We start from the raw sequence: 23,149 nt of genomic DNA on the forward strand, positions 1-23,149 counted from the left end.
GCCTCTCCACCCCCTCGATGCCCCCCCCCCGCATCACCCCCCCCCCCCCGGGGGCGCCCCCCCCCCCCCCGGGGCGGGGGGGGGGGGGCGCCCCCCCCCCCCGGGGGCCCCCCCCCCCCCCCCCGGCACAGCGGACTCGGCGGGGAGAGTGGTTCACATTCGATGCTGCGCCGGGCCGGGCAAGCGGGGCAGGCGCCCGGCTCAGCGGAACAAGGTCTTGGACAGCAGCGCGCCCAATTGGCCGGCCTCCGTCAGGAACCCGTCGTGACCGATCGGAGAGACGATCCGGTGCACCGGGACCTCTCCCGGGAGGGCCTCCGCCAGCGCCTCCGACTGAACGGGCAGGTAGAGCCTGTCACTTTCGACCGCGGCCAGGAAGAACTCCACCGGGCTCCCCGCGAATGCTCCGCTCGCTCCCCCGCGACCCCGGCCGACGTCGTGACTCATGAGCGCTTCGGTCAGGGCGATGTAGCTGTTCGCGTCGAAGCGCTGAACCAGTTTCCCGCCCTGATGATCCAGGTAGCTCTCCACCTGATAACGGCCGCGTTCGGCCAGCGCGGACGCGCTCAGCGGTTCCTCCCCGTCCTGAGGCTTCCGGCTGAAACGCGCCTCCAGCTCGGCCTCGCTGCGGTAGGAGATGTGCGCGATCCGGCGGGCCAGGGCCAAACCGGCGTCCGGGGCCGCAGCACCGTAGTAGTCACCGCCGCGGAACTCCGGGTCCTGCCGGATGGCGAGCGTCTGGGCCTGTGCGAGGGCGATCTGTTCGGCGGTGCTGTGGCCGCCGACGGCGATCACTGCGCACTTGCGGACGCGCTCTGGGAAACCCGCGGCCCATTCCAGGGCCCGAGCACCTCCCATGGACCCGCCCACGACGGCGAACCACTGGCCGATGCCGAGCCGGTCAGCGAGCCGGGCCTCGGCCGCGGCCGCGTCCCGCAGGGTCACGAAGGGGAAGCGGGATCCCCACGGCTTTCCGTCCGGGGCAGGACTCCCCGGGCCGGTGCTGCCGTTGCAGCCTCCGAGGATGTTCACCGCCACCACGAAGTAGCGGTCCGTGTCGATGGCCCGGCCGGGACCGACGAGCCCGTCCCACCAGCCCTCTTCCTCGGAGTCCCCCTGAGCGACATGAGTGCTGCCCGTCAAGGCGTGCTGGATCAGGACGGCGTTGCCGCCGTCGGCGTCGAGTGTCCCCCACGTCTCGTACGCGAGCGTCACATCAGGCAGCTTGCCCCCGGCTTCGAGACCCAGCGGACCGACCGAAAGGGCACGGACGACGCCGTCGTGGCCCGTCGTGGGGCTGGCCGGCGCCTGCGTGGCGCGCTGAGCGGCAGGGTGCGGGCGGGATGCAGCGATGGTCATGAAGCCTCTATTCCTTGCGCTTGCCCAGGCCGGACGGCGAGGGCCGAGTCTTCACCCGGGGCACCCCACCGCAGGATGGAGGGTTGCCGGCCAGCAAACCGGGGTTTGACGCTGACACTCGTGACTCTTCGTCCAGTCTAAAGGACACGAAACGGCACATTGCGAAGATGACGCTTCATGAGGAGTCATCTTCGGAACAATGTTCCAGCGGAATGCCGAACAGCCCGCCGATCCCGAAGAATCGGCGGGCCGCTCCCGGCGGGAGAGGTGATCAACGAGCGCCCTTCGCGGCGCGGAAGCCGGCGTCGAGGTCGGCGAGGATGTCGTCGATGTGCTCGATACCCACGGCCAGGCGCACCAGGCCCGGCGTGACCCCGGCCGCCAGCTGCTCGGCTTCCCCGAGCTGCGCGTGCGTCGTGGAGGCCGGGTGGATCACGAGCGAGCGGACATCCCCGAGGTTCGCCACATGCGAGTGCAACTCCAGCGCGTCCACGAAAGCCTTGCCCGCCTCCAGGCCACCCGCGATTTCGAACGCGACCACCGCGCCGATGCCATTGGGCCCGTACTTCCGTCCGCGCTCGAACCACGGGCTGCTCGGAAGCCCGGCGAACGCGACGCGCTCGACGTCGTCGCGGGCCTCAAGGAACTCGGCCACCTTCTGAGCGTTCTCCACGTGCCGCTCCACGCGGAGGCTGAGCGTCTCCAGCCCCTGGGCGATGAGGAAGGCATTGAAGGGGCTGACAGCCGAACCGAGATCGCGCAGGAGCTGAACGCGGGCTTTGAGGATGTAGCTGAGGTTGGCGCCCAATGCGCCGTCCGCGCCGAGGTCCCGGGCATAGACCAGACCGTTGTAGCTCGGGTCCGGGGTGTTGAAGCCCGGGAAACGCTCGGGGTCGGCAGCGAAGTCGAACTTGCCGGAGTCCACGATGACGCCCGCGATGGCCGCACCGTGCCCGCCGAGGTACTTCGTGGCGGAGTGGACCACGATGTCGGCGCCCCACTCCAACGGGCGGATCAGATACGGAGTGGCCAGAGTGTTGTCCACGACGAGCGGGACTCCGGACTCGTGAGCCACTGCCGAGACGCCTTCGATGTCCAGCACGTCCTGGCGTGGGTTGGAGACGACCTCCGCGAAGAACAGCTTGGTGTTCGGCTGAACTGCGGCACGCCACTGTTCCAGGTCGTCCGGGTCCTCCACGAAGGTCACCTGGATGCCGAACTTCTTCAGGGTGTTGGCGAGCAGATTGTAGGTTCCGCCATAGAGGCTGGGGCTCGCGACGACATGGTCGCCCGCCTCAGCGATGTTGAGGATCGCGAACGTCTCCGCGGCCTGACCGGAGCTCAGCAGAAGGGCGGCCAGGCCACCTTCCAGACTCGCGATCCGCTGCTCGACGGCGTCCTGCGTCGGGTTGCCGATCCGGGTGTAGATCGGTGCGAGTTCGGCGAGGGCGAAGCGGTTCGCGGCACTCTCGGCACTCGGGAAGACGAAGGAGGTGGTCTGGTAGATCGGCAGCGCCCGTGCCCCGGTGGCGGCGTCCGGTTCCTGACCGATGTGGATCTGGCGTGTTTCGAAGGACCAGTTGTTGCTCATGGCTTTCCTTAGATTTCAAGGGCCAGGTACGGTCTCCCCCACCATCGCTGGCGTCAGCCTGCCCGGAGGAAGGTAGACGGCGCCCACGGCCCGCGCTTGCGCACCGGCCTTGGCGCCGGTCCGCCTGGTCCTCACCCGGGGCACCCCGCCGCGGACGGAGGGTTGCCGGCCAGCAAGCCGGGGCTCAATGCTGGCACTCATGACCTGGAACCCAGAGTAGGGCGCGGCCCGTCGACGCGAAAAGGACGGCGTCACAATACGTCGCGGCGCCATGCCTCCGATCACCGGATGGGCACCTCTCCCCATTCCCACTTCAGCAATTCGGTGGGTAAATGTAGTACATCTGCAAGACATGCAGATGCACCCATTCAAGGAGTTTGATCATGAGCACCCGAATGAACCCCACTCCGAAACTGATCCGCCGGGCAACCGCCGCACTGGCGACCGCAGGCCTCGCCTTCGCGGGCCTCCTGGCCGCCAGCGCTCCGGCCGAAGCCGCGACCTACGGCAAGGCCGGCACGGTCGTCAAGCAGTGCACTGGGATCAAGAAACAGAGCTGGACCTTGCCGGGCACCAAGGCGACCCTGCAGTACTGGTACTCCACCAAGAACGGTGGCACCTCTTGCGCCATGGTGTACGACAACGTCTCCGGCAAAAACACCATGTACGTCAGCCTCAGGCCGAAGACGGGCCAGGGATCCTTCGACTACGGCCTGTACGAGTACTACGCCGGCGGCGCACAGCTCACCAATACAAAGGGCAAGTGCGTGTATGTCTACGCCGACATTTCGAAGACGAGATACTCGAAGGTCCTGGGCTTCAAGAGCGCCACCATCTGCAACAAGTGATCCGCAGGGTCTGCAACTGACCCGGACAACAACTCTAAGAGGGCTTCGGTGGCACGAAACAACGCCGCCGGAGCCCTCGGCGCATTCCACTCGACCGCACAGAAAACCAGGCGTTCACAGCCTCCAGAGCTAGTTAGGCAACCCTAAGCTGAGTGCCACGTCACAAAGTGCAAGGATGAAGCCATGCGGATGGACCACGTTTCTTACGCCTGTGAAAGTGACGGCCTGGAGGCCACTGCAGAGCGCATTTCTGCCGCTCTAGGACTGCACGCGGTGCGCGGCGGGGTGCACCCCCGATTCGGCACGCGCAACATGATCTTCCCCCTGGCCGACCACAAGTACCTTGAGGTCGTGGAGGTCCTGAATCACCCCGCATCGGATAAGGCTCCCTTCGGCCAGGCCGTGCGCGCCCGCTCTGAAATGGGCGGTGGGTGGATGGGCTGGTGCGTCGCCGTGGACGACCTGGCCCCCTTCGAATCCCGGCTCGGCCGAGAGGCCGTACCCGGCAATCGCAAGTTCCCGGACGGCCGGGAACTGATCTGGAAGCAGATCGGCATCCTGGGCCTCATCGCCGATCCCCAGGTCCCGTACATGCTCAAGTGGGACGGCGATCCCAGCCTGCACCCGTCCCTCGTCTACACCAGTGACGTCAAGGTCTCCAGCCTGACCATCGCCGGGTCCGCCCAGCGCGTCACGGAATGGCTCGGAGAGGAAGTCGGACATCCTCTCGAAGACGTCGCCGTCGAGTGGGTCGCCCCGCACGGCACCCCGGGCATCATGTCCGTGACCTTCGAGACAGCTCAGGGGCCGGTCACTCTCTGACCTCAGTCACCGCCGGAAAGGCCGGGAGAGCACGCCATCGGATCACTCCGGAGGGCGTGGTCTCCCGGCCTTTCTCATCACTGCGCCCGGCGGTCTGAATCCGCCTCACCGGAAGCGGACGCGCCCGATTCGGAGACATCGGCCTCAAGCAAGGCCGCCACCGCCTGGGCCAGTCCTCTGAGAAGCCCCGGCCCCTCGGGCACCACCGCATCCACCAGACCGGCCTCCGCGAGCGCCGCAGCCGTGATGCCTTGGGATGCAGCCAGCCGCGAAGCACCCTCGAGGTCTCCTTGGACGATCAGACTGGCACCTTCGGGAGGAAGTGGTGCGAGCCACGCATCGGCTGCCGCGACGATCCGGTGGGTGGCGGCCAAGGCGAGCGCTCCCCCTCCGGTCCCCTCCCCCAGGAGGATCGCCACACTGGGCACCGTGAGCATCGTGAGCTCGGCGATGCAGTCCGCGATGGCCCCGGCGATGGCGTCCTCCTCCGCCCGGACCGACAGCTCAGCCCCCGGGGTGTCCACGACGGTCACCAACGGCAGGCCGAGTGCCTCCGCGAGCGCGATCCCGCGCCTCACCTGAGCCAGCCCTGCGACGTCGAGCACTGCACCATCGCGCTGTGCGGCACGGTCTTGAGCGACCACCACGACGGGACGTCCGTACAGTTCAGCGAGGAGGGTCACCGTGCTGGCGGAGCGTCGCCCCCGCCCGGTCCCGTGCAGACGGACGGTGCGCCCGAAGCCCGCGGCAAGCAGTTCGTCCAGCCCGGGCCGCTCCGGGTCACGGCTTCGGAGCACGCTGTCCCAGGGAGCCGATTCACCCGCGCGCTCCCTGCCGGGTGATGCGACGCTCTTGGCGACGTCAGAACCGCGCCGGACACCTTGTCCCGCCAGGACGGTGAGGACGTCGCCCGCCAGGCGGCGGAATCCCGGGAGGTCAAGGACGGCGTCGACCGTCCCATGGTGCAGGAGATGTTCCGCGGTCTGGATCCCCGGCGGCATGGCTTCGCCTCGCAGCCCCTCGTAGACTTTCGGGCCGAGGAACCCGACCAAAGCCGCAGGCTCGGCCGCCGTGACGTGCCCCAGCGAACCCCAGGAGGCGAACACGCCTCCCGTGGTGGGATTCCGCAGGTACACCAGGTACGGCAGTCTCCTTTTCTTGTAACGGCTCAACGCGCGCGTGATGCGGGCCATCTGGAGGAACGCGGGGGTGCCTTCCTGCATGCGGGTGCCGCCCGACGCGGGGGCCGCGATGAGCGGCAGCCCTCGTCGTCCAGCGGAATCGATCGCGGCGACGATCCGATCGGCGGTGCGCTCACCGATGGAGCCCCCGAGAAAGGCGAACTCACTGACGACGACGGCGACGGGATGGCCGCCGATGGCCCCCTCACCGGTGAGCACCGCCTCGTCCGAGCCGCTGCGTTCGCGGGCACGCTCCAAGGTGGCCGCGTAGGCCGCATCGTCGACTCCGCGCGGCGTGACATCCCAGCTGACATGGCTGCCCGGGTCGAGCAGGGCGTCGATCAGCTCACGGGCACCCGGCCGTGGAGTCTGCGGCCGCTCGCGGGTCCCCTGCACGGTGAGAACTCCCGCGGCCCCGACGTCGTCCGTCATCCGCGTCCCACCAACAGCTGGTCCAGCCAGGCCCTGACGCCCTCATCGTGTTCTCCGAGGCGCGGAGGCGCCGTGTGCTGGAGTCTGGTGGTCTCCGTGCCGTCCGGCTGGAAGTAACGCAGTGGCCCGCCGGGGACCTCAAGGTGTCCCAGAGTCGGGTGTTCCATGCCCAGCAGGAGGTGCTGGCTACGGGTCTGTTCCCAGGCGAAGACCTCGTCCAGCGTGCGGACCTTTCCGGCCGGTACGCCTGCCTCCTCCAAGCGGCCGAGCAGTTCCTCGGAACCGTAAGCGGAGAAGGCGTCCTCGATCACGGCGATGAGCTCGTTCCGGTGTTCCACGCGTTGCGCATTGCCGTCCCAGCGCGGATCGTCGCGGTCAAGACCGAACGCATCCGCGAAACGCTTCCACAGTCCTTCCGAGCCGACGGCGATCTGCACGGCGCCGTCGGCGCAGCGGAAGAGTCCGTACGGTGCGATGGAGGGATGGTGATTTCCCTGGGCCTGCGGAACCTGTCCGCCGACCGTCCAGCGGGTCCCCTGGAAAGCGAGGACGCTCACGATCGAGGAGAGCAGCGAGGTCCTGACCACTTGTCCGCGTCCGGTCTGTTCCCGTTGCAGAAGCGCCGCCAGGACACCGTAGGCTCCGTGGATACCAGCAAGAACATCGCCGATCGGGACGCCGACCCGCTGCGGGTCATCGGGACCGGAGCCGGTGAGCGACATGAGGCCGGCCTCCCCCTGGGCGATCTGGTCGTAGCCGGCTCGTTGCCCTTCCGGGCCGTCATGCCCGAATCCACTGATGGACAGGATCACCAGCCGAGGATTCAGCTCTTCCAGGGTGACCGGATCGAAACCGAGCCGGTCGAGGGTTCCCGGACGGAAGTTCTCCACCAGCACATCCGCGCGGCGCAGCAGTTCGCGGAGCACACCCTTGTCGTCCTCGTCCTTCAGGTCCAGGGTGATGGATTCCTTGTTCCGGTTGCAGGACAGGAAGTAGGTCGACTCCCGGCCTCCCGCTGTGTCGATGAACGGGGGTCCCCAACCACGGGTGTCGTCTCCACCGGATGGATTCTCCACCTTGATCACCCGGGCGCCGAGGTCACCCAGCATCATGCCGGCGTGAGGCCCAGCGAGGGCGCGGGACAGATCCACGACGAGGGTTCCCGTGAGCGGCCCCGGCTGCCCGTCAGAGGTCTGGGCCGGATTCGTCCCGCTCATGCGGCGGCTCCTTCGACAGTGCCGCGGGCAGGACTCGCGGGGTGCGCCTGCGTTTCCGCAGGGACCGGGGGCTGACCTTTGAAGAACACCCGGCGCAGACCCTCGGCGATGGCCAGGACCACGAGGTTCGGGAGCAGCGAGACGAGGCCCGAGTCGATCCCGCCGGTCTTGATGTTGCCGAAGGTGATGATGGCCACCGAGAGGACGCCCGCCAGGATGCCCAGCACCACCGGGATGCCGTGGACCCGGACTCGCTTGGCATTGGCGAAAGCGACGGCGGGGGCCATCTGGGTGAGACCGCCGTAGGTCAGGAGCAGCAGTGCACCGATGTCGGACTTGGCCAGACCGAAGGCGAGCGCAAGGCCCACCGCCACCGCAACGATCAGGTGGTTGAGACGGAAGCGGAGCCGCTGATTCTTGACCGGGAGCAGATTGTTGGAGACGAGCATCGAGATGCCCATCGCGATCGCCCCCGCGGGCACCATGGCCGCAGCTGCGCCACCGATGGCGATGACGGCCAGGAGCGGATCAGGCAGGGTCTGCTGCGCGACGCTGAGCAACACGGTGTTGCCGGTCGTCTTCGGCTTGAGGATGAGGATCCCGGCCAGGCCTGCGAAGATCGGGATGAACAGGCTCAGCTGGTAGAGGGCGAGCCAGCTGTTGTTGCGCCGCAGGATCGCGCCGCTCTTCGCAGCCAGAACCGGTGGCCACAGGTGAGGGAAGGTGTTGAATCCCGCGCCGAGGCCGGTCACGATGACGGAGCTGACCCAGAAGGTCGCGTCCAGGCCGGGGCGGGAGATGGTGAAGTACCCGGAAGAGATCGCGTTGACCTTGGCCACCACGTCCGGAACAGCTCCGACGCCGGCGATGACCCCGGCCAGGACGATCACCAGGGCCGCGACCATGATGAAGTCCTTGAAGATCGCCACACGGGCCAGCCCTCGCAGACCGGCCCAGATGACGAAGACCACCACGAGGACGCTGGCCACGATCATGCTGTAACCGCTCGCGTCGGAGCTTCCGGTGGCGAGCTGCACGATGAGTCCCAGCCCGGTGATCTGCAGCTGGAGGTACGGGATGAGGAACACGGCGCCGACCAGCGCGACGGTCTTGCCCAGTGTGCGGCTGCCGAAGCGGTCCTGGAAGAAGTCCGCCATGGTCAGGTACCCACGGTTGGCTCCGAGCTGCCGCTGACGCGGCAGGATGAAGTACTGCAGTACGCAGGCGATCGTCAGATAGCCGACCGCGAAGAGGGCGCTCATACCGCCTCCGAAGGCGATGCCTGCGAGCCCGAGGAAACTGAAAGTGGTCAGCGATTCACCGGCCTGGAGGAACCAGGTGGTCCAGCGAGGGAGGTCGCGCTTGCCCACCGACCAGCCGGACAGTGAGGTCTGCCGGGCGCGGGACCAGACGCCGATGGCGCCGATCAGGACGATGCCGAGAATGATCAAGACGGTGAGCATCAGCGGGCCTCACTCTCGGAGAGCGCCGCAAGACGTTCGGCGTCGACGGCGGCTTCCGCAGCGTCGAGCACATCCCCGCCGTCTCGGAGATAGCTCCGCTCGACGATCTGCAGCGCCGCGACAGCCCCGATGACCATGCCGGTCATCCAGACGGCGGCGGCGGGGATCCCGAACCAGAAGGTGGGAGTCGAGACGAAAGGCAGGAACGGGGTGATGATGATGCCGACGACGGGTGTCAGCGCGATGGTCAGTCGTTTCGGGGATGCCAGGGCAGTGCTCACAGGACTGCAACTCCTTGAGGACGAATGGTCGAGCAGAGAGAGATCTTCTCGAAGGCGGCGGCGAGACGGAGCAGCCTGGCGTCGCTGCCACGTGCTCCGATCATCTGGAGGCCGACGGGAAGACCGGCGGGCGTGAAACCAGCCGGGACCGACAGGGCGGGGAGGCCCAGCGGGGTGAAGAGGTAGGGTGCGCGCATCCAGTCCAGGTAGGTCTCGAGCTGCTCGCCCTCGATCTCGGTGGGGTATTCGAGATCGGCGTTGAAGGGTGCCACCTGGGAGGCGGGTGCGATCACCAGGTCGTAGCGGGTGAAGAACTCGCCGGCGTTGCGGATCAGACGGGTCATCGTCTCTTCCGCCCGGTAGACGTCGCGACCGCTGAGCCGGGAGCCTTCCCGGATGTTCCAGGCGAGGAAGTGATTGAACAGCCCAGGGTCGGCTGCCAGGTCGTCACCCCACGCAGCGTCCATGGACGCCGCACGGAGCGTACGGAAGACCTCATCCGAGCCGTCGAGATCGGGGCACGCGATCTCCACGGTCGCGCCCGCTGCTGCGAGTGCCGCGGCCTGCGCCTCGACGACGTCGAGCACCTGGCGCTCCACCGGAACGCGGCCGCCGAGGGTTGGGGCGAAAGCGATGCGCAGACCGGCGAAGTCCTCGGGCCGGGGCTCCGTGGACCAGTCCGCCGCATTCAGTGGGAAGTCTGAGAACGGGTCGCTGTCGTGCCGGCCCGTCATCGCCGAGAACAAGAGCGCGGTGTCCGCCGCGTTCCTGCCCATGGGGCCCGCGATGCCCAGCGGGAAGAAGACGTTGCTGTTCTCCGCGTTGGGCACCATGCCCGGCGTCGGCCGGAGTCCGACGACATTGCAGAACGACGCCGGGTTCCTCAACGAGCCGCCCATGTCGCTGCCGTCGGCGATCGGCTGGAATCCGGCAGCGAGCGCGGCCGCCGCACCGCCGCTGCTGCCTCCGGCGGACTTGCTGAGGGCGTAGGGGTTCCGGGTGACGCCGAAGACGCGATTGAAGGTGTGGGACCCGGCGGCGTACTCGGGCACGTTCGTCTTGCCCAAGCGGATGGCGCCGGCGTCCAGGATCCGCTGGACGTGCAGATCGTTGGTTTCGGGGACGAAGTCCCGGGTCCGCGGGTGACCGAAGGTGGTTCGCAGACCGGCGGTGGACGCGGTGTCCTTGAAGCTGATCGGCAGGCCATGCAGGGGGCCGAGTGCCTCGCCTGCGGACTGTCTGCGGTCGGCATCCACGGCGGCGGCACGTGCGCCCTCTTCATCGAGGGTCACCACGGCGTTCACCAGCGGGTTGGCTGCCCGGATCTGCTCGAGGTGAGCTTCAAGCACCTCGACGGCGGAGACCTCTCCGCTGCGGATCATGGTGGCAAGCTCCACAGCACCGGTGTACACCAACTCGTTCGTCATGAGTCACTTACCTTTGGAATAGTTTTATTTTGAGCCACATAATCGCGAACTCAAGAGCGATGTGGACCACACTAGTGGTGTAGATCACTTTTGACCAGAGGCTTGCCTCAGACAATTCATCGCCGAGAGTCCGCAGCGGAGCGCCCGGGCATCGCACGGAGAGGACCATCCGGGCATGGACGATGAGAGCCGGCCCCTCGAGGGGCCGGCTCTCATCACACCGGGGATGCGGCAGAAAAGCCGCGCTGAACTGCGAGAAGAGCGTCAGGCCCTGGCGCGCACGCCGCCTCGCTTATAGGCACGGACCACGACCGAAGTGCGCATCGCATGAGCACGCGAGGCCCACTCGGACTCGGTGATGAAGGCCCGGAGCTCCGGGAGGCCGGAGAGCGTCACATTCACCATGAGCTGGAACTCACCCATGGTCATGGCGGCGTAACGCACGCCCGGCTCGGCCGAAACCAGGCGCCCGACGGCGGCCACATCATTGGGGGCCGTGCGGATCCAGATGACCGCTTCGATGGGGAGCCCGATGTCCGCCGGCTCCACGATCGCCCGCACACTGAGCTTGCCTTCCTCCAGAAGCGCCGTCATGCGCCGACGGACGGCCGGAGCGGACAGGCCGACCGCTTCGCACAACTCCGAGGTGGGCACCCGGCCATCGGCCACCAGGAGACTGACGAGAATCTGGTCCGTCTCATCAAGGGCTGCGGCGATCGGGCCTCTGCTCGGGGGCGGGCGCGTATCCAGCAGGGCTTCGATCTCCGGCTGGGCGATGAGGCCGGGATGCCAGTCGGCGACGGTGCGGAAGTACTCCAGCACCGGAGAGGCGTCCACCTGGGTGACCCCCTCCACGGCCGGAAGCTCGTCCAGCACCAGGGCCGACAAGCGTCCGGGGCTCTCCTGGACCTCCATGATGATGCGCGTCGGGCCGGTCAGCGCATACAGGAAGGTCACATCCGGCCCGTCGGCGAGCGTTCCCGCGATCTCAACGAGGCAGGCCGGTGCGCACTGAACCTCCACCAGATGCGTGGCCGCCACGGAGACCAGCCCCGCGATGCGAACGGCGCCGGAGTCCAGCAGGGCGATCCCCCGGCGGGTCACGGTGCGGAACGGCTCACCCAGGACCTCCGCGATCCGACGCCACGAAGCGCGCCCATTGACCTGAAGTGCGGTGACGATGCGCCGGTCCAGTTCATCGAGCTCATGTGCGGGTGTGAGCATGACCATCCCCCCATTATGCCGGGGGCGCTCCTCCGCCCCCGAAGGCGCCGCCGGCCGCTTCCGAGAGCTTGTCGCACCAGATCGTTCCGATTACGATACTTTCCGTGTCGTATCTAAAAGAAGAGTCCCGCCCTCCGGGTCGGCCCCGCGATCCTCACCGCGAGGCGGCGATTCTGGCCGTCGTGACGGAACTCCTCGCCGACGTCGGCTATGAGGGGCTCACCTTCGAGCTCGTGGCCCGCCGCGCGGGGGCGTCGAAGCCCACGCTGTACCGGCGCTGGAGCACCAAACGCGACATGGTGGTCGCAGCGATCCGCGCCATGCCCGCAACGGGAAACGGCCGGACCATCGACACCGGATCGCTCCGCGGTGATCTGCTGGAGCTGCTGGGAATTCTCGCGGAGACCCTCGCCTCGAGCGATACCGCGTTGGTGTCGACGCTCCTGCAGGCGGGACTGTCGGATCCGGAACTCTGCGAACATCTCGAAGTCTCCACCGGCCCGAGCGGCGCCCGACTGCCCGCCGAGGTCCTCCGGCATGCGGCGGAACGCGGGGAACTCCCCCGCGACGCCGGCTCGTTCGCCTACGACGAAGTCGTCGGGGCCACGATGGTCACCCGCGCGCTCAACGCCCTCCCCTACGACGAGGGGTACCGGGAACAACTGGTGGACTCGGTTCTGCTTCCCGCGCTCCGCACCGCCGCAACCCCCACCCACTACGCCGGGATCTTCTCCGGCCGCATCCACTGAGGAGTCAGAAGTGTCACCCGTCATTCCCGGTTTCCGGTACGCGACAATCCCCGGGCACGAAGGCATCGGAATCAAGGCGGCCGTCGGAGGTTCCGGCTCACCGGTCGTCCTGCTGCACGGCTTCCCGCAGACCCATCTGATGTGGCGTCACGTCGCCGCCGGACTCGCCACCGCCCACACCGTAATCGTCCCCGATCTGCGCGGATATGGGGACAGCGGCAAACCCCCCGCAGCAGCGGCCGAAACCTATTCCAAACGCACCATGGCGTCCGACGTCGTCGCCGTGGCCAAAGCCCTGGGGCACGAACGCTTCGCCCTGATCGGCCACGACCGCGGGGCCCTTGTCGCCGTCCGTGCCGGGCTCGACCACCCGGACACCGTCACTCACCTGGGCATCCTCGACGTACTTCCCACCCTCGACATGTGGGAGGTGCTGCACGGCGTCGACGCGGCCGTCGCCTGGCATCTCTACCTGATGGCCCAGCCGGCCGGTCTGCCGGAACGGATGATCACGGCCACGGCGGATGAGTTCTTCGGCTCATTCCTCTCGGCGTGGGGAGCCGATGAAGCCGCCATGTCGCCCGAGATCCGAGAGGCCTATCTGGATGCCTCCCGGAACGCGGTCCCGTCGATCGTGGCCGACTACCGGGCATCGGCCGGCATCGACCTCGAACATGACCGCGTGGACCGCTCCTCGGGCCGGACGCTGGCCATGCCGGTCGCCTCGATCGCCCAGGACTGGGGCGGACAGCTCGGCTTCGACCCCGAAGCACTCTGGCGGGTCTGGGCCCCGGACTTCGAATTCACTCCCGTCACGGCGGGGCACTTCATGGCCGAGTCCCACCCCCAGGAGGTCATCGCCTTCGTCCGACGCCTCCTGAAAAGGTGACCGGCGCCTTCTGAGAAGGTGACCGGGACGTCGTCGCCGCGGGCTAGCCGAGGCCTGTGGCCTTCCCCAGCAGGTCATAGCCCACGAAGGCTCCGACATCCAGGAGCGCGTGGGCGATGACCAGCGGCATCACCCGGCCCCAGCGCAAGTACACCCAGCCGAACACCAGCCCCATGACCACGTTTCCCAGGAACGGCCCGAACCCCTGGTACAGGTGGTAACTGCCCCGCAGCACCGCACTGATGAGCAGGATCCATCCCGGCCGGACCCCCAGCTGGCCCAGCCTGCGGAACAAGTAGCCCACCACCAGGGTCTCCTCCAGGATTCCGTGACGGATGCCGGAGAGCACGAGCACGGGAACCGTCCACCAGTAGGCGTCGAGCGCCGCCGGAATGATCGCCGTCGTGATCCCCAAAGCACGGCCCACCGCATAGAGACCAAGCGTCCCCGCACCGATCCCCACCGCAAGCGCAAGTCCAGCACCTCCGTCGCGCACCGGGCGTCGCCAGTCGAGGCCCATGCCCCGCCAGGGACGCAGCCGCGCCGCGCCGGCCCACGGCAGGAAGGTCATGAGCAGGTAGAAACCAAGCAAGACCGGGACCAGGGAGAACACGATGTCGAGCAGCTGATAGATCAGATCGAACACTTCGCGCGTGCTCTGCGGGGCGTTGAGCGTCGAGGTCGCGGACACGAGCGGGCCACGGCTGAGTTTGTCGGCGAGCTGCACCACCGAGTACACCGCCGACTGCCCCAGCGAGAGGGCGAACAGGAGGCCGATCTCCCAGCCGAGCCGCTTGCGCTGAGCCCCAAGAGCGAGCGGTTCCACGTCAAGGGACGACGACGGCGTGAGCGACTTCAGGCGGGCCATGTCACCACTGTAGTTTCGGCACCTGTGTCCCGCGCGCCGCGGCGGGCCGGGGACCTAGGCTGTACCCATGAGCGCGCCGCAGCAAATCATCATGATCAGGCACGGCCAATCGGCGGCCAATGTGGACACCGGCATCTACAACCGTGTGCCGGACTACCGCATCCCGCTCACCGAACAGGGTTTCGCCCAGGCCCGGGAGGCCGGCGAACGCATCCGGCGTCAGCTGGACGGCCAGCAGGTCTGCGTCTACGTCTCCCCGTACCTCCGCGCATACCAGACGCTGGAGGCGCTGGCTCTGGGCGACCTCACCGAGCGGGTCATCGAAGAGCCTCGCCTGCGGGAACAGGACTGGGCCAATTTCCAGATCGCCGGGGACATCGCGGATCAGAAGGAACTGCGCAATGCCTACGGTCATTTCTTCTACCGTTTCCGGGAGGGGGAATCAGGCTCGGACGTCTACGACCGCATCTCCAGTTTCATGGAGACGCTGTACCGCCATTGGTCCAAGCCCAGCTACGCACCCAACACCCTGCTGGTGACGCACGGCCTGACCATGCGCCTGTTCTGCATGCGCTGGTTCCACTGGTCGGTGGAGTACTTCGAATCCCTCAACAACCCCGGTAACGCGGAGATCCGGACCCTCATGCGCCAGGGCGATGGCAAGTACCGCCTGGACACACCGTTCAGCCAATGGACCGACTGCCGCGAGACGGCGACCGTTCTGGACGCACCTCAGCTGCGCTTCTGAACGGCGCCTCCCAGACGCGATCGGACCCTCGACGCTACTCCCCCCGGCAGTGCCTCGGGCCGGGCCGCTCAACCCATCAGGACGAAAACGACCCAGCCGAGCACGGGGACGATCAGAACCATGACGAGGGCCCAAGCGAGCAGCATGCGGAAGAACAAGCGCTCGTCTTGTTGTTTGGCGCTGGCCATGAGGAGCGCTCCGGTCGTCGACATGGGGCTCACGTCGACGACCGACGAGGAGATCGAGATCGCCGTGACCACTCCGAGAGCAGACAAGGAGCCACCGGCGAGAATCGATGCGACCAACGGACTGATTGCGCTCAAGGTGCCGGTCGTCGAGGCGAAGGCCGAGACCACTGCGACGATGTAGCTCGTCAGCAAGGCGGCTACCGACCCCTGCTCTGCCCCGGCCACGAGTTCTTCCAGTTTTCCGACCGCTCCCATCGCCTCAAGCAGGCCGACGTACATGACGATTCCGGACACCAGAAGGATCGCCGACCAAGGCAGCTCCGCAAGCGCCTGCTTCTGGACCGAAGGCTTCACCACGATGAGCACCAAGGAGATGCCCAGCGAGGCCACGGCCACATTGAGCCCGAAACCGAGCGTCAGGATCAACAGAGCGAGGATCCCCGTCAAGGACAGGATCCTCATGGGGCTGAACCCGACCGTCTTCACCTCGTCCGTCTCACTGAGGGCGGGATCCTCGATCCTCCCCCGACGTCGTGCCCACCACTGCACGACGAGGTAGCCGGCCAGACCGAGCACGGCATTCGCGGCAAGACACTGAAGGTACAGCTGCAGGCTCGCCCCCGCGGCACCGGCGTCGGCCAGCATGCGGTTGGCCACCACGCCGAACGGGTTGACCGGCGAGAAAGCTCCTGCGTTGGCTCCCTCCACGATGACCAGGCCCATCGCCAATGGATGGACCCTGAATCGGCGGGCCAACGGAAGCGCGACCGGCGCCACGATCGCCACGGCTGCCGGCGTGAAGGCACCGAACGAAGCCAATGCCGCTGTGAGCAGGAACATCAGCACCGGCACAAGCCCCCGACGGCCGCGGGCAAGCCGTTCGGCCCCTTGAGCCAGCAGATCGATGGTCTGAGTGGCACGGACGATCCCGAACAGCAGCGTCGTCCCGACGAGCGTGAAGAACAACTCAGCGGGGAAGAGCGCGAACAATTGCTTGCCGTTCAGCTCAGACACCGTGAGGCCGACGGCAAACGTCGCGACAATGGCGACAAGACCGGCATTGATACTCGTCAGCGACCCGATCGCGAAGGCCAGTATCAAGATCCCGAACGCACAGACCGTGATCATGCCGTCGTCCCCGACAGAAGCCGGCCCGCACCGGTGATCTGCGGTGTCTGTCCGAGCGCGAGGAGAATTTCGTGAGCCGTGGCGGTTGCCGCCGTGATCACAGGCAACCCCAAGGCATCCTCGATCGGCTGCACCGCAGCCAACGACGGCATCTGCACGCAGGCGGACAGGACCAGCGCGTCGGCCCCCTCGTGCCGGAGCCTGCTCACGATCCCGGGCAGAGCAGCCGGGTCCAGTCGGCCCACTTCCAGATTGTCCGCGACCTCCAGGGCGACGGCGTCCATCACCTCAATGCCTTCCGCCTCGATATAGGCGCGGACCAGATCCGTCAACGGCTGCATGTACGGCGTCACCATGGCGATTCGCCGTGCTCCGAGCCTCCGGAGGGTACGAACCAGGGCGCCCGCACTGCTCACCACCTCCGCCGGGTGCCCGTTGCCGGCGGCGGCCTCCGAAATCACCCGTTCGGATTCCGCATGAGCACCCCGCCCCTGAGCCATCACCGCAACCAGACAGGCGTAGCCGATCACGTCCACCGCAGCATCGGAGACGGCAACGGCGCAGTCGTGCGCCTTGTCCACCATGGCCGCAAGTTCAGCCTGGTTGACGGTCTTCATCACCGCCCGGGCGGAATGGAAGGTGAACCGATGACCGGTCGCTTCGCTCTGACGCCTGAAGAGTTCCGGGAGTTCGGTCTCCATCGTCGTATTCGAGCTGGGCACGATCAGTCCGATCCTGGACAGGTCCGCAGCACGGGCGGAGGGGACGGAACACATTGCGGCGAGATCTGGCATCGGGGCTCCTTCGAGGTGGTCTTCTCGCGTCTTTGCGGTCGACAGTGAAACTCACATTGTGATTGTCAAAATCATAATGTGAGTTTTATATACTGATCGCCGGCATGCGTCAATCCCCTCGACCCCGGCGGATTCCATGGGGCCGATCTCGAAGGAGCACTATGACTGAGCGACCCGGTGGCACCCCGCCGCTGCTCGTCCTCGGCAAGATCAAAAGCATTCTGGGATGCTTTTCCGTCGAGAGACCGGAACTGACGCTCAGCGAGATCGCGAGAATGTCAGGCGTCCAGAGCAGCACGTGCCAACGGCTCGTTCACAACCTCGTCAGGGAAGGTTTCCTGGACCGAACGGGCGACAAACATCGGATCGGCCTGGCTTTCGTCCGGTGGGCCGCACCGGGCACCCTGGGTCTGGACCTGGTGACGCAAACCCGCCCGGCACTGGTGAGTCTCAGCGAGGAGAGCGGAGAGACCGCCTGCCTCTACGTCCGGGACCGCGGCCTCCGCACGGTGGTCGGGGTCGCTCAGAGCAGGCACGTCGTCGTGCGGCTCTTCCGCGTGGGCATGGTGATGCCACTGCACGCCGGCGCTCCCGGGAAGATCTTTCTCGCCTTCGATCAGGGCGCCCGGGCCGACGCCCTGGCGGCAGGTCTGCACCCCTACACGACGTCCACGCCCACGGACGTCGACATGCTGGACTCCCAGGTGGCGAAGGCGAAACAAGACGGATACGCCGTGGCGCTCGACGAGCGGGACGATGGGGCCGGGTCAGTGAGCGCGCCGGTCTTCGATCATGAGGGTGAACTTGCCGCCGTGATCGGCATCGGGGCGCCGACGCAACGCCTCGCTCCGGAGGACATCACACGCCTTGTGCCGTTGGTCCGGCAGGCGGCTACACGCGCCAGCCGGGCACTGGGTCTGTAGATCGTCGCCGTCGTTCCATCGCCAGAACCGCTGCTCGTTGCAAAGAACCGGTCCGGACAGCCAGCCGAGTCCGCTACCGAGGGCGTGAATCCGCTGTCCCGGGTAGCGGACTCGCGCCCTCGGTAGCGGACTCGGCGAACTGGGCGGGTCAGTCCCCCAGCAGTGCGTCGACCGGCTCCACGGCAGCGGCCTGCTCCACGGAGCCCGCCTGGGCCACGAGCACCTGAGTCCCGCGGTCCTGGAACGCCTTGAGATCCTTGGGCGCGATGCCCTCGTCCGTGATCAGATTACGCATCTGGAAACCATGCATGGTGGCGAAGGCCCGCTTGCCGACCTTGGACGAGTCGGCCAGGATGTAGGCCTCCAGGGCACGTTTGGCCATGAGCGAGTTGACCTGCGCTTCACCTTCGTCGTTGATGGTGGGACCGAGCACCGGGTCCACCCCGTTGACGCCGATGAATGCGATGTCCAGGGCCACCTTCTGCATGATGGTGTCCGTGAACGGGCCCACCAGTTCGTAGGACCGCGGATTCAGGATCCCGCCGGTCACCATGATCTTGATGTTCGGGCGCACCGCCAGCTGCGTGGCGATGTTGATGGCGTTGGTGACCACGGTGAGCGTGGGACGGTTCGACGGCGCGTTCAGATCGTCCCGGGTGGCGAGGACCTGAGCGAGGGCCGTACTGGTGGTCCCACCGCCGAGGCCGACCACCATGTAGGGCTGGACGAGTGCCGAGGCCGCCAGCGCGATCTGCTGTTTGGCTTCGGCATTGTCGTCACGGTTGTACCGGCCCGGCAGATCGTAGGAGACGGCTCCCGTGGTGGCACCGCCCCGGGTACGGCTGAGAAGACGCTGTTTGGCCAGCGAATCGAGGTCGCGCCGCGCGGTGGCAGGCGAGACGCCGAGCTGGGTGACTATGTCCTCCACCTCGATCTGGCCGTGTTCGGCCAGAAGGTCGAGAATGGCTGTCAGACGGTCTGTCCGGTTCATCAAGCACGCTCCGCAGTGTCGAAGAGAGTCAGGAGTCGGGCCACCTCAGGAATCAGTGCAGCTCGACCCGCCCCCAGGTACTTCCGGGAATCCACGATATCCGGATGTGATCCAAGGTACTCGCGCACGGCCCGGGTGAAGAAACCATTAAGGTGCGTCGAGACGTTGATCTTGGTCATACCGGCCCGGATCGCCGCCTGGATGTTCTCGTCTGAAACCCCGGACGAGCCGTGCAGCACGAGCGGAACCTCCAATGCAGCGTGCAGCTCGGCGATCCGCTCCAGATTCAGCCGGGCATCCCTGCTGGTCATGGCATGCGAGGAACCGACGGCGACGGCGAGTGCGTCCACCCCGGTGGCGGCGACGAAGTCCCGCGCCTCCTGAGGATCGGTCAACACTCCCGGTGCATGCGCCCCGTCCTTGCCGCCCACTTTGCCGAGCTCCGCCTCGACGTAGACGCCCGCGGCGTGTGCGTACTCCCGGACCCGGGCTGTCGAGGCGACGTTCTCCTCATACTCGAGGTGCGCGCCGTCGTACATGATCGAGCCGAAGCCGAGGTCCACCGCCTGGCGGGCCAAGTCCTCGCTCTCGGCATGATCGAGGTGCAGCGCGATGTCCACGCCCGCCGCACGCGCGGCGGAGAGGGAGGCCAGGGCCAGAGGTTCAAGTCCGCCGTGATACGTGGCGCAGTTCTCCGAGATCTGCAGGATCAACGGCAGTCCGGCCATCTCAGCCCCCGCGATCAGTCCTTCCGCGGTCTCCAGATGGATCACGTTGAAAGCGCCCTGTCCGCTGCCCCGCCCGACGGCGCGCTCCATGATGCTTCGAGTGCTGACCAGGCTCATGCGGTTTCCTCCAGGGTGACGATCAGGCGTTGTTCGATTTCGGTGTGGCTCGGTGAGATCTCGCCGGCGGCGGGCATCAGAACGGCGGCGGCAGACCAGGACGCGGCACGCCTCAGCAGCTGTTCAGGATCCTCGATCCCTTCGGCCAGACACGTGGCCAGCGCGGAGACGCCGGCGTCACCGGCACCGGTCGGGTTGCCCCACAATGCTTCGGGGAGCCGCGCGGACCAGCTGCTCCCGGGATGCCCGGCTGAGTAGAGTCGCATGCCCTCGCTTCCGGAGCTGACGACCACCATGCGGGCGCCGAGCTCCAGGAGTTTGCGCGCCGCGGCACCCGTGTCGTTTCCGCCGAAAGCCTCCAGGAGTTCGTGATGGTTCGGCTTCAGCAGGTCCGCTCCTGCGCGAGCGGCGGCGAGGATCGCCGGTCCAGAGGTGTCGATGATGGCGGGCACCCCGTGCTGATGCGCCAGCGTCACGAGCGCCGGATAGAAGTCGGCGGGCGCTCCCGGCGGCAGACTGCCGGAACCGACCAGGACAGCCGCGTCCTGAAGGCCGTCGACGACGGCGGCTGCGAGCCGCTGCCATTCACCGGCGTCGAGCGGCTGGCCGCCCTCGTTGAAGATGGTGGTGTCGCCCAGTTCTTCTTCGACGAAGGCCATGCTGCGCCGGGTTTCAGCGGCCACGGGAACCAGAGCGTACGGGACTCCGCTGCTCTTCAGCTCTGCACGGAACGCTTCGCCCGCAGCCCCGCCCACCGGCGCCACGGCGAGCGTCGCGTACCCCTGCTGGTGGGCGACCCTGGAGACGTTGAGACCCTTGCCTCCGGCCCGGATCACCGGCGCCTGGACCCGATGGCTTGCACCGTGTTCGATCTTCGGCAGGAAGTAGCTGGTGTCAATGGCCGGGTTCGGTGTCACGGTGAGGACTCTGCCTGGCCTCCCCACGGGGAGGCTCTCCCTCTCGACCGGCTCCGGTGCCGTCATGGAAGCCTCGCTTCCAGTAGCCTCGCCCTCGCCCGGAGGGCGGAGCCGAGCATTCCGGCGTCCTGTCCCAGGCTGGCCGCACGGATGACGGGCCTGCGCTGAAAGTCCAGCGCGTCGTCGACGGCGTGACGCAGGGGATCCAGCAGGGCCTCGCCCGCTGCGGAGAGTCCTCCGCCGATCACCACGGCCTCGGTGCCGAGGATCGAGACGCACTGGCAGATGCTGAAGGCGAGCGCCTCCACCGCCTGATTCCAGATTTTCAGCGCTTCCGGTTCGCCGGTGAGCGCACGTTCCAGCACCTCGCGCGCGCCATCCACCTCGGTCCCCGTGTGTCGCCGGTACCGCTTGGCGATGGCCCCGGCGCTGCCCACCGATTCGAGGATCACGGCACCGCTCCCGTCCGGGTCCGGCACCATGGCATGGCCGATCTCCCCGGCGAACCCTCCCGCGCTCACCGCCTGTCCCGAGGTGAAGATGGCGGCCGCGATCCCGGTGCCGACCACCATGATCATGGCGTCCTGAAACTCCTGAGCGGCGCCGAGTTCCATCTCCGCGGCACCGGCGCTGGCGACGTCATGGCCGAAGGCGACCGGAAGGCCCAGGAGCTGTTCGGCCCGCTCGCGGAAGGGGAAGTCCCTCCAACCGAGGTTGGCCGAGTAAATTCCGATGCCGTTGGCCTCGTCCACCAGCCCGGGCACCGTGATCCCGACGGCTTCGAAAGTTCCCGCCGGATACTGCCGGCTGTACTCCGCGAAGAGTTCGGCGATCCGCTCGAGGATGGCCTCGCCGGGTCGAGCCGGGTCCAGAGGGGTTTTATGCCGTTTCAGACCCAGCACCGAACCGTCCGCCGTGACCACCCCGGACTTCATGTCCGTTCCGCCCACGTCGAAGGCGAGTACTCCCGCGTCCGCGAATCCCAGTGCCATGCTGTCCTGTTCTGTCCGTGCCATGTTCTGCGCCGGCATCTCGCCGGAGATCATCGCGTCCGGCGGAGACCGGACGCGATGAGGTTTCAGGCCTCGTCGAGGATGACCGATCGGGTCAGGTTGCGCGGAAGATCCGGATTCAGGCCGCGGACGCGGGCCCGTTCCAGGGTGACCCGGTGAACACGGGCAAGGTCCGCCAGCGGGTGCAGCCCGGAATTGATGTAACGGGCTCCGGTCTTGGCGACATCGCCGGAGAGCCCCTCGGGCTCCTCACCGAACAGCCAGGTGACCCGGTTGGGAGCAGCGATGGAGATGGGGCCGTGACGGTACTCCATCGCAGGGTACGACTCCGTCCAGCCCTGGACCGCTTCCCTCATCTTCAGGCCCGCTTCGTGAGCCAGGCCGACGGTCCAGCCGCGGCCGAGGAAGGTGAACTGCTCGGCGTCCAGCAGTTCCTGATCCACAGGCTCGCTGACGGCCGTCTTGGCCTGTTCGATCGCGAGATCGAAACTCTCGCCGAGGCTGCTGAGGAGATAGACCAGGGCCGTGGTGGCGAAGCGGGTCTGCACGACGGAACGCTCATCGGCATAGGGCAGGCCGATGACGACGTCCGCCAGCTCCACGATCGGGGAGTTGATGTCGCCGATCAAAGCGATGGTCCTGACCTTGCCCTTGAGCTGGGTCAGAACGTCCAGCACCTCCGTGGTGGTGCCGGAGCGGGTGATGGCGATGACCGCGTCGTACCCCCGTTCCGGGCTGTTGTGCGCCAGGAAGGACTCCGAGGCCGCGAAGGCATCCGTCACTCCATGGCCCGCCGCTTCGCGGGCGGTCGCATAACTCTGCGCCATGAACCAGGACGTTCCACAGCCGATGACGGCGATCTTCTGCCCCTTGGCGGGAAGAAGCTCCTCCTCGCGGCTCTGCGCCTGCGCCTGCGCCCAGACCTGGGGCTGAGAGCTGAGTTCCTCGTCCATGTAGGCGCCGAGAACGGACTCCGTCATCGTGTGACTCCTTGTTAGTGCGTGTCGTCTGAGTATTCGATCCCGGGGCTGAGCGGTAATCACGAAACTCGTGATCAAACATGCTTGGACTCGGACCAAATCAATCAGTTTTACGCTACTGCATCCCCGGCGAAACGTCTACATCCGCAGCCCCGTTTTCGCGGTCCGGACGCTCGCGAACACCCGGATCGGCTTGACGGCGGGGCGTCGCCACCCCTGGACACCTCTCGCCGGGAGTCCTTCACGCGCGGTTCGGCGCTCAGCCCGCCCG

At 67.1% G+C, this 23,149-nt stretch carries 22 protein-coding genes and 2 riboswitches; of the genes, 6 read left to right on the top strand and 16 right to left on the bottom strand.

Going from position 1 to position 23,149, the window contains the following annotated elements; all coding sequences use genetic code 11:
* Positions 1-201: 201 nt before the first annotated feature.
* Positions 202-1,359 (bottom strand): homoserine O-acetyltransferase, encoded by a 1,158-nt coding sequence (locus ACIPXZ_RS07760; protein WP_400591992.1) that lies wholly within the window; start codon positions 1,357-1,359, stop codon positions 202-204.
* Between the two features lie 11 nt (positions 1,360-1,370).
* Positions 1,371-1,485, bottom strand: a riboswitch (SAM riboswitch).
* A 145-nt stretch (positions 1,486-1,630) separates the two neighbouring features.
* Positions 1,631-2,950, bottom strand: a complete 1,320-nt coding sequence (locus ACIPXZ_RS07765) for a bifunctional o-acetylhomoserine/o-acetylserine sulfhydrylase (RefSeq protein ID WP_400591995.1) — start codon at positions 2,948-2,950, stop codon at positions 1,631-1,633.
* Between the two features lie 87 nt (positions 2,951-3,037).
* A riboswitch (SAM riboswitch) is annotated at positions 3,038-3,155 on the bottom strand.
* A gap of 178 nt (positions 3,156-3,333) precedes the next feature.
* Here ACIPXZ_RS07765 and ACIPXZ_RS07770 point away from each other — a divergent pair.
* Positions 3,334-3,798 carry a hypothetical protein gene (locus ACIPXZ_RS07770; protein WP_400591998.1) on the top strand — a complete coding sequence of 155 codons (465 nt, stop codon included), beginning with the start codon at positions 3,334-3,336 and terminating at the stop codon, positions 3,796-3,798.
* Between the two features lie 183 nt (positions 3,799-3,981).
* A complete protein-coding gene (locus ACIPXZ_RS07775; RefSeq protein ID WP_400592001.1) occupies positions 3,982-4,620 on the top strand; it encodes a VOC family protein in 639 nt (212 codons plus the stop codon).
* A gap of 77 nt (positions 4,621-4,697) precedes the next feature.
* On the opposite strand, the gene ACIPXZ_RS07780 is transcribed toward ACIPXZ_RS07775, so the two are convergent.
* From ACIPXZ_RS07780 to ACIPXZ_RS07805, 6 genes are all read right to left on the bottom strand, one after another.
* Entirely contained in the window at positions 4,698-6,233 is a 1,536-nt protein-coding gene (locus tag ACIPXZ_RS07780) for a carboxyl transferase domain-containing protein (protein ID WP_400592004.1), read from the bottom strand.
* Positions 6,230-7,450 carry a CaiB/BaiF CoA transferase family protein gene (locus ACIPXZ_RS07785; RefSeq protein ID WP_400592007.1) on the bottom strand — a complete coding sequence of 407 codons (1,221 nt, stop codon included), beginning with the start codon at positions 7,448-7,450 and terminating at the stop codon, positions 6,230-6,232. Before ACIPXZ_RS07785 ends, ACIPXZ_RS07780 begins: the two co-directional genes overlap by 4 nt.
* Positions 7,447-8,913: a sodium:solute symporter gene (locus ACIPXZ_RS07790; RefSeq protein WP_400592009.1), complete on the bottom strand. Its 1,467-nt coding sequence runs from the start codon at positions 8,911-8,913 to the stop codon at positions 7,447-7,449. Before ACIPXZ_RS07790 ends, ACIPXZ_RS07785 begins: the two co-directional genes overlap by 4 nt.
* A complete protein-coding gene (locus ACIPXZ_RS07795) occupies positions 8,913-9,194 on the bottom strand; it encodes a hypothetical protein (RefSeq protein WP_400592012.1) in 282 nt (93 codons plus the stop codon). Before ACIPXZ_RS07795 ends, ACIPXZ_RS07790 begins: the two co-directional genes overlap by 1 nt.
* Entirely contained in the window at positions 9,191-10,621 is a 1,431-nt protein-coding gene (locus ACIPXZ_RS07800) for an amidase family protein (protein WP_400592015.1), read from the bottom strand. The genes ACIPXZ_RS07795 and ACIPXZ_RS07800 overlap by 4 nt, the downstream gene beginning before the upstream one ends.
* 264 nt (positions 10,622-10,885) lie before the next feature.
* On the bottom strand, positions 10,886-11,845 hold the full coding sequence (locus ACIPXZ_RS07805; RefSeq protein WP_400592018.1) for an Lrp/AsnC family transcriptional regulator: 960 nt from the start codon (positions 11,843-11,845) through the stop codon (positions 10,886-10,888).
* A 104-nt stretch (positions 11,846-11,949) separates the two neighbouring features.
* Between ACIPXZ_RS07805 and ACIPXZ_RS07810 the strand changes: the two genes are divergently transcribed.
* Complete coding sequence (locus ACIPXZ_RS07810; protein WP_400592021.1) at positions 11,950-12,594, top strand: TetR/AcrR family transcriptional regulator; 645 nt, start codon at positions 11,950-11,952, stop codon at positions 12,592-12,594.
* Between the two features lie 10 nt (positions 12,595-12,604).
* The gene (locus tag ACIPXZ_RS07815) at positions 12,605-13,483 is read left to right on the top strand and encodes an alpha/beta fold hydrolase (RefSeq protein WP_400592023.1); all 879 of its coding nucleotides are present in this window, start codon (positions 12,605-12,607) and stop codon (positions 13,481-13,483) included.
* Positions 13,484-13,526: 43 nt separating this feature from the next.
* Here the strand turns inward: ACIPXZ_RS07815 and ACIPXZ_RS07820 are convergent, their stop codons facing one another.
* The gene (locus ACIPXZ_RS07820; RefSeq protein ID WP_400592026.1) at positions 13,527-14,351 is read right to left on the bottom strand and encodes a CPBP family intramembrane glutamic endopeptidase; all 825 of its coding nucleotides are present in this window, start codon (positions 14,349-14,351) and stop codon (positions 13,527-13,529) included.
* 67 nt (positions 14,352-14,418) lie between these two features.
* On the opposite strand from ACIPXZ_RS07820, the gene ACIPXZ_RS07825 reads away from it, so the two are divergent.
* A complete protein-coding gene (locus tag ACIPXZ_RS07825) occupies positions 14,419-15,099 on the top strand; it encodes a histidine phosphatase family protein (protein WP_400592028.1) in 681 nt (226 codons plus the stop codon).
* A gap of 68 nt (positions 15,100-15,167) precedes the next feature.
* On the opposite strand, the gene ACIPXZ_RS07830 is transcribed toward ACIPXZ_RS07825, so the two are convergent.
* Positions 15,168-16,415: an SLC13 family permease gene (locus ACIPXZ_RS07830; protein ID WP_400592030.1), complete on the bottom strand. Its 1,248-nt coding sequence runs from the start codon at positions 16,413-16,415 to the stop codon at positions 15,168-15,170.
* Positions 16,412-17,209 (bottom strand): Asp/Glu racemase, encoded by a 798-nt coding sequence (locus ACIPXZ_RS07835; RefSeq protein WP_400592033.1) that lies wholly within the window; start codon positions 17,207-17,209, stop codon positions 16,412-16,414. Before ACIPXZ_RS07835 ends, ACIPXZ_RS07830 begins: the two co-directional genes overlap by 4 nt.
* Positions 17,210-17,370: 161 nt before the next feature.
* Here ACIPXZ_RS07835 and ACIPXZ_RS07840 point away from each other — a divergent pair, with 161 nt between their 5' ends.
* A complete protein-coding gene (locus ACIPXZ_RS07840; protein WP_400592036.1) occupies positions 17,371-18,132 on the top strand; it encodes an IclR family transcriptional regulator in 762 nt (253 codons plus the stop codon).
* Positions 18,133-18,280: 148 nt separating this feature from the next.
* Here the strand turns inward: ACIPXZ_RS07840 and ACIPXZ_RS07845 are convergent, their stop codons facing one another.
* The 5 genes from ACIPXZ_RS07845 to ACIPXZ_RS07865 all read right to left on the bottom strand — a co-directional run bounded on the left by ACIPXZ_RS07845 (position 18,281) and on the right by ACIPXZ_RS07865 (position 22,878).
* Positions 18,281-19,123, bottom strand: coding sequence for a DeoR/GlpR family DNA-binding transcription regulator (locus ACIPXZ_RS07845; RefSeq protein WP_400592039.1), 843 nt, complete (start codon positions 19,121-19,123; stop codon positions 18,281-18,283).
* A complete protein-coding gene (locus tag ACIPXZ_RS07850; RefSeq protein ID WP_400592041.1) occupies positions 19,123-19,968 on the bottom strand; it encodes a ketose-bisphosphate aldolase in 846 nt (281 codons plus the stop codon). The genes ACIPXZ_RS07845 and ACIPXZ_RS07850 overlap by 1 nt, the downstream gene beginning before the upstream one ends.
* Positions 19,965-20,885 carry a 1-phosphofructokinase family hexose kinase gene (locus tag ACIPXZ_RS07855; protein ID WP_400592044.1) on the bottom strand — a complete coding sequence of 307 codons (921 nt, stop codon included), beginning with the start codon at positions 20,883-20,885 and terminating at the stop codon, positions 19,965-19,967. The genes ACIPXZ_RS07850 and ACIPXZ_RS07855 overlap by 4 nt, the downstream gene beginning before the upstream one ends.
* 62 nt (positions 20,886-20,947) lie before the next feature.
* A complete protein-coding gene (locus tag ACIPXZ_RS07860) occupies positions 20,948-21,901 on the bottom strand; it encodes an ROK family protein (RefSeq protein ID WP_400592047.1) in 954 nt (317 codons plus the stop codon).
* 62 nt (positions 21,902-21,963) lie between these two features.
* Positions 21,964-22,878: an SIS domain-containing protein gene (locus tag ACIPXZ_RS07865; RefSeq protein WP_400592050.1), complete on the bottom strand. Its 915-nt coding sequence runs from the start codon at positions 22,876-22,878 to the stop codon at positions 21,964-21,966.
* Positions 22,879-23,149 lie beyond the last annotated feature (271 nt).

The sequence above is a fragment of the Arthrobacter sp. NPDC090010 genome (assembly GCF_044748305.1).
GTDB lineage: Bacteria > Actinomycetota > Actinomycetes > Actinomycetales > Micrococcaceae > Arthrobacter_E.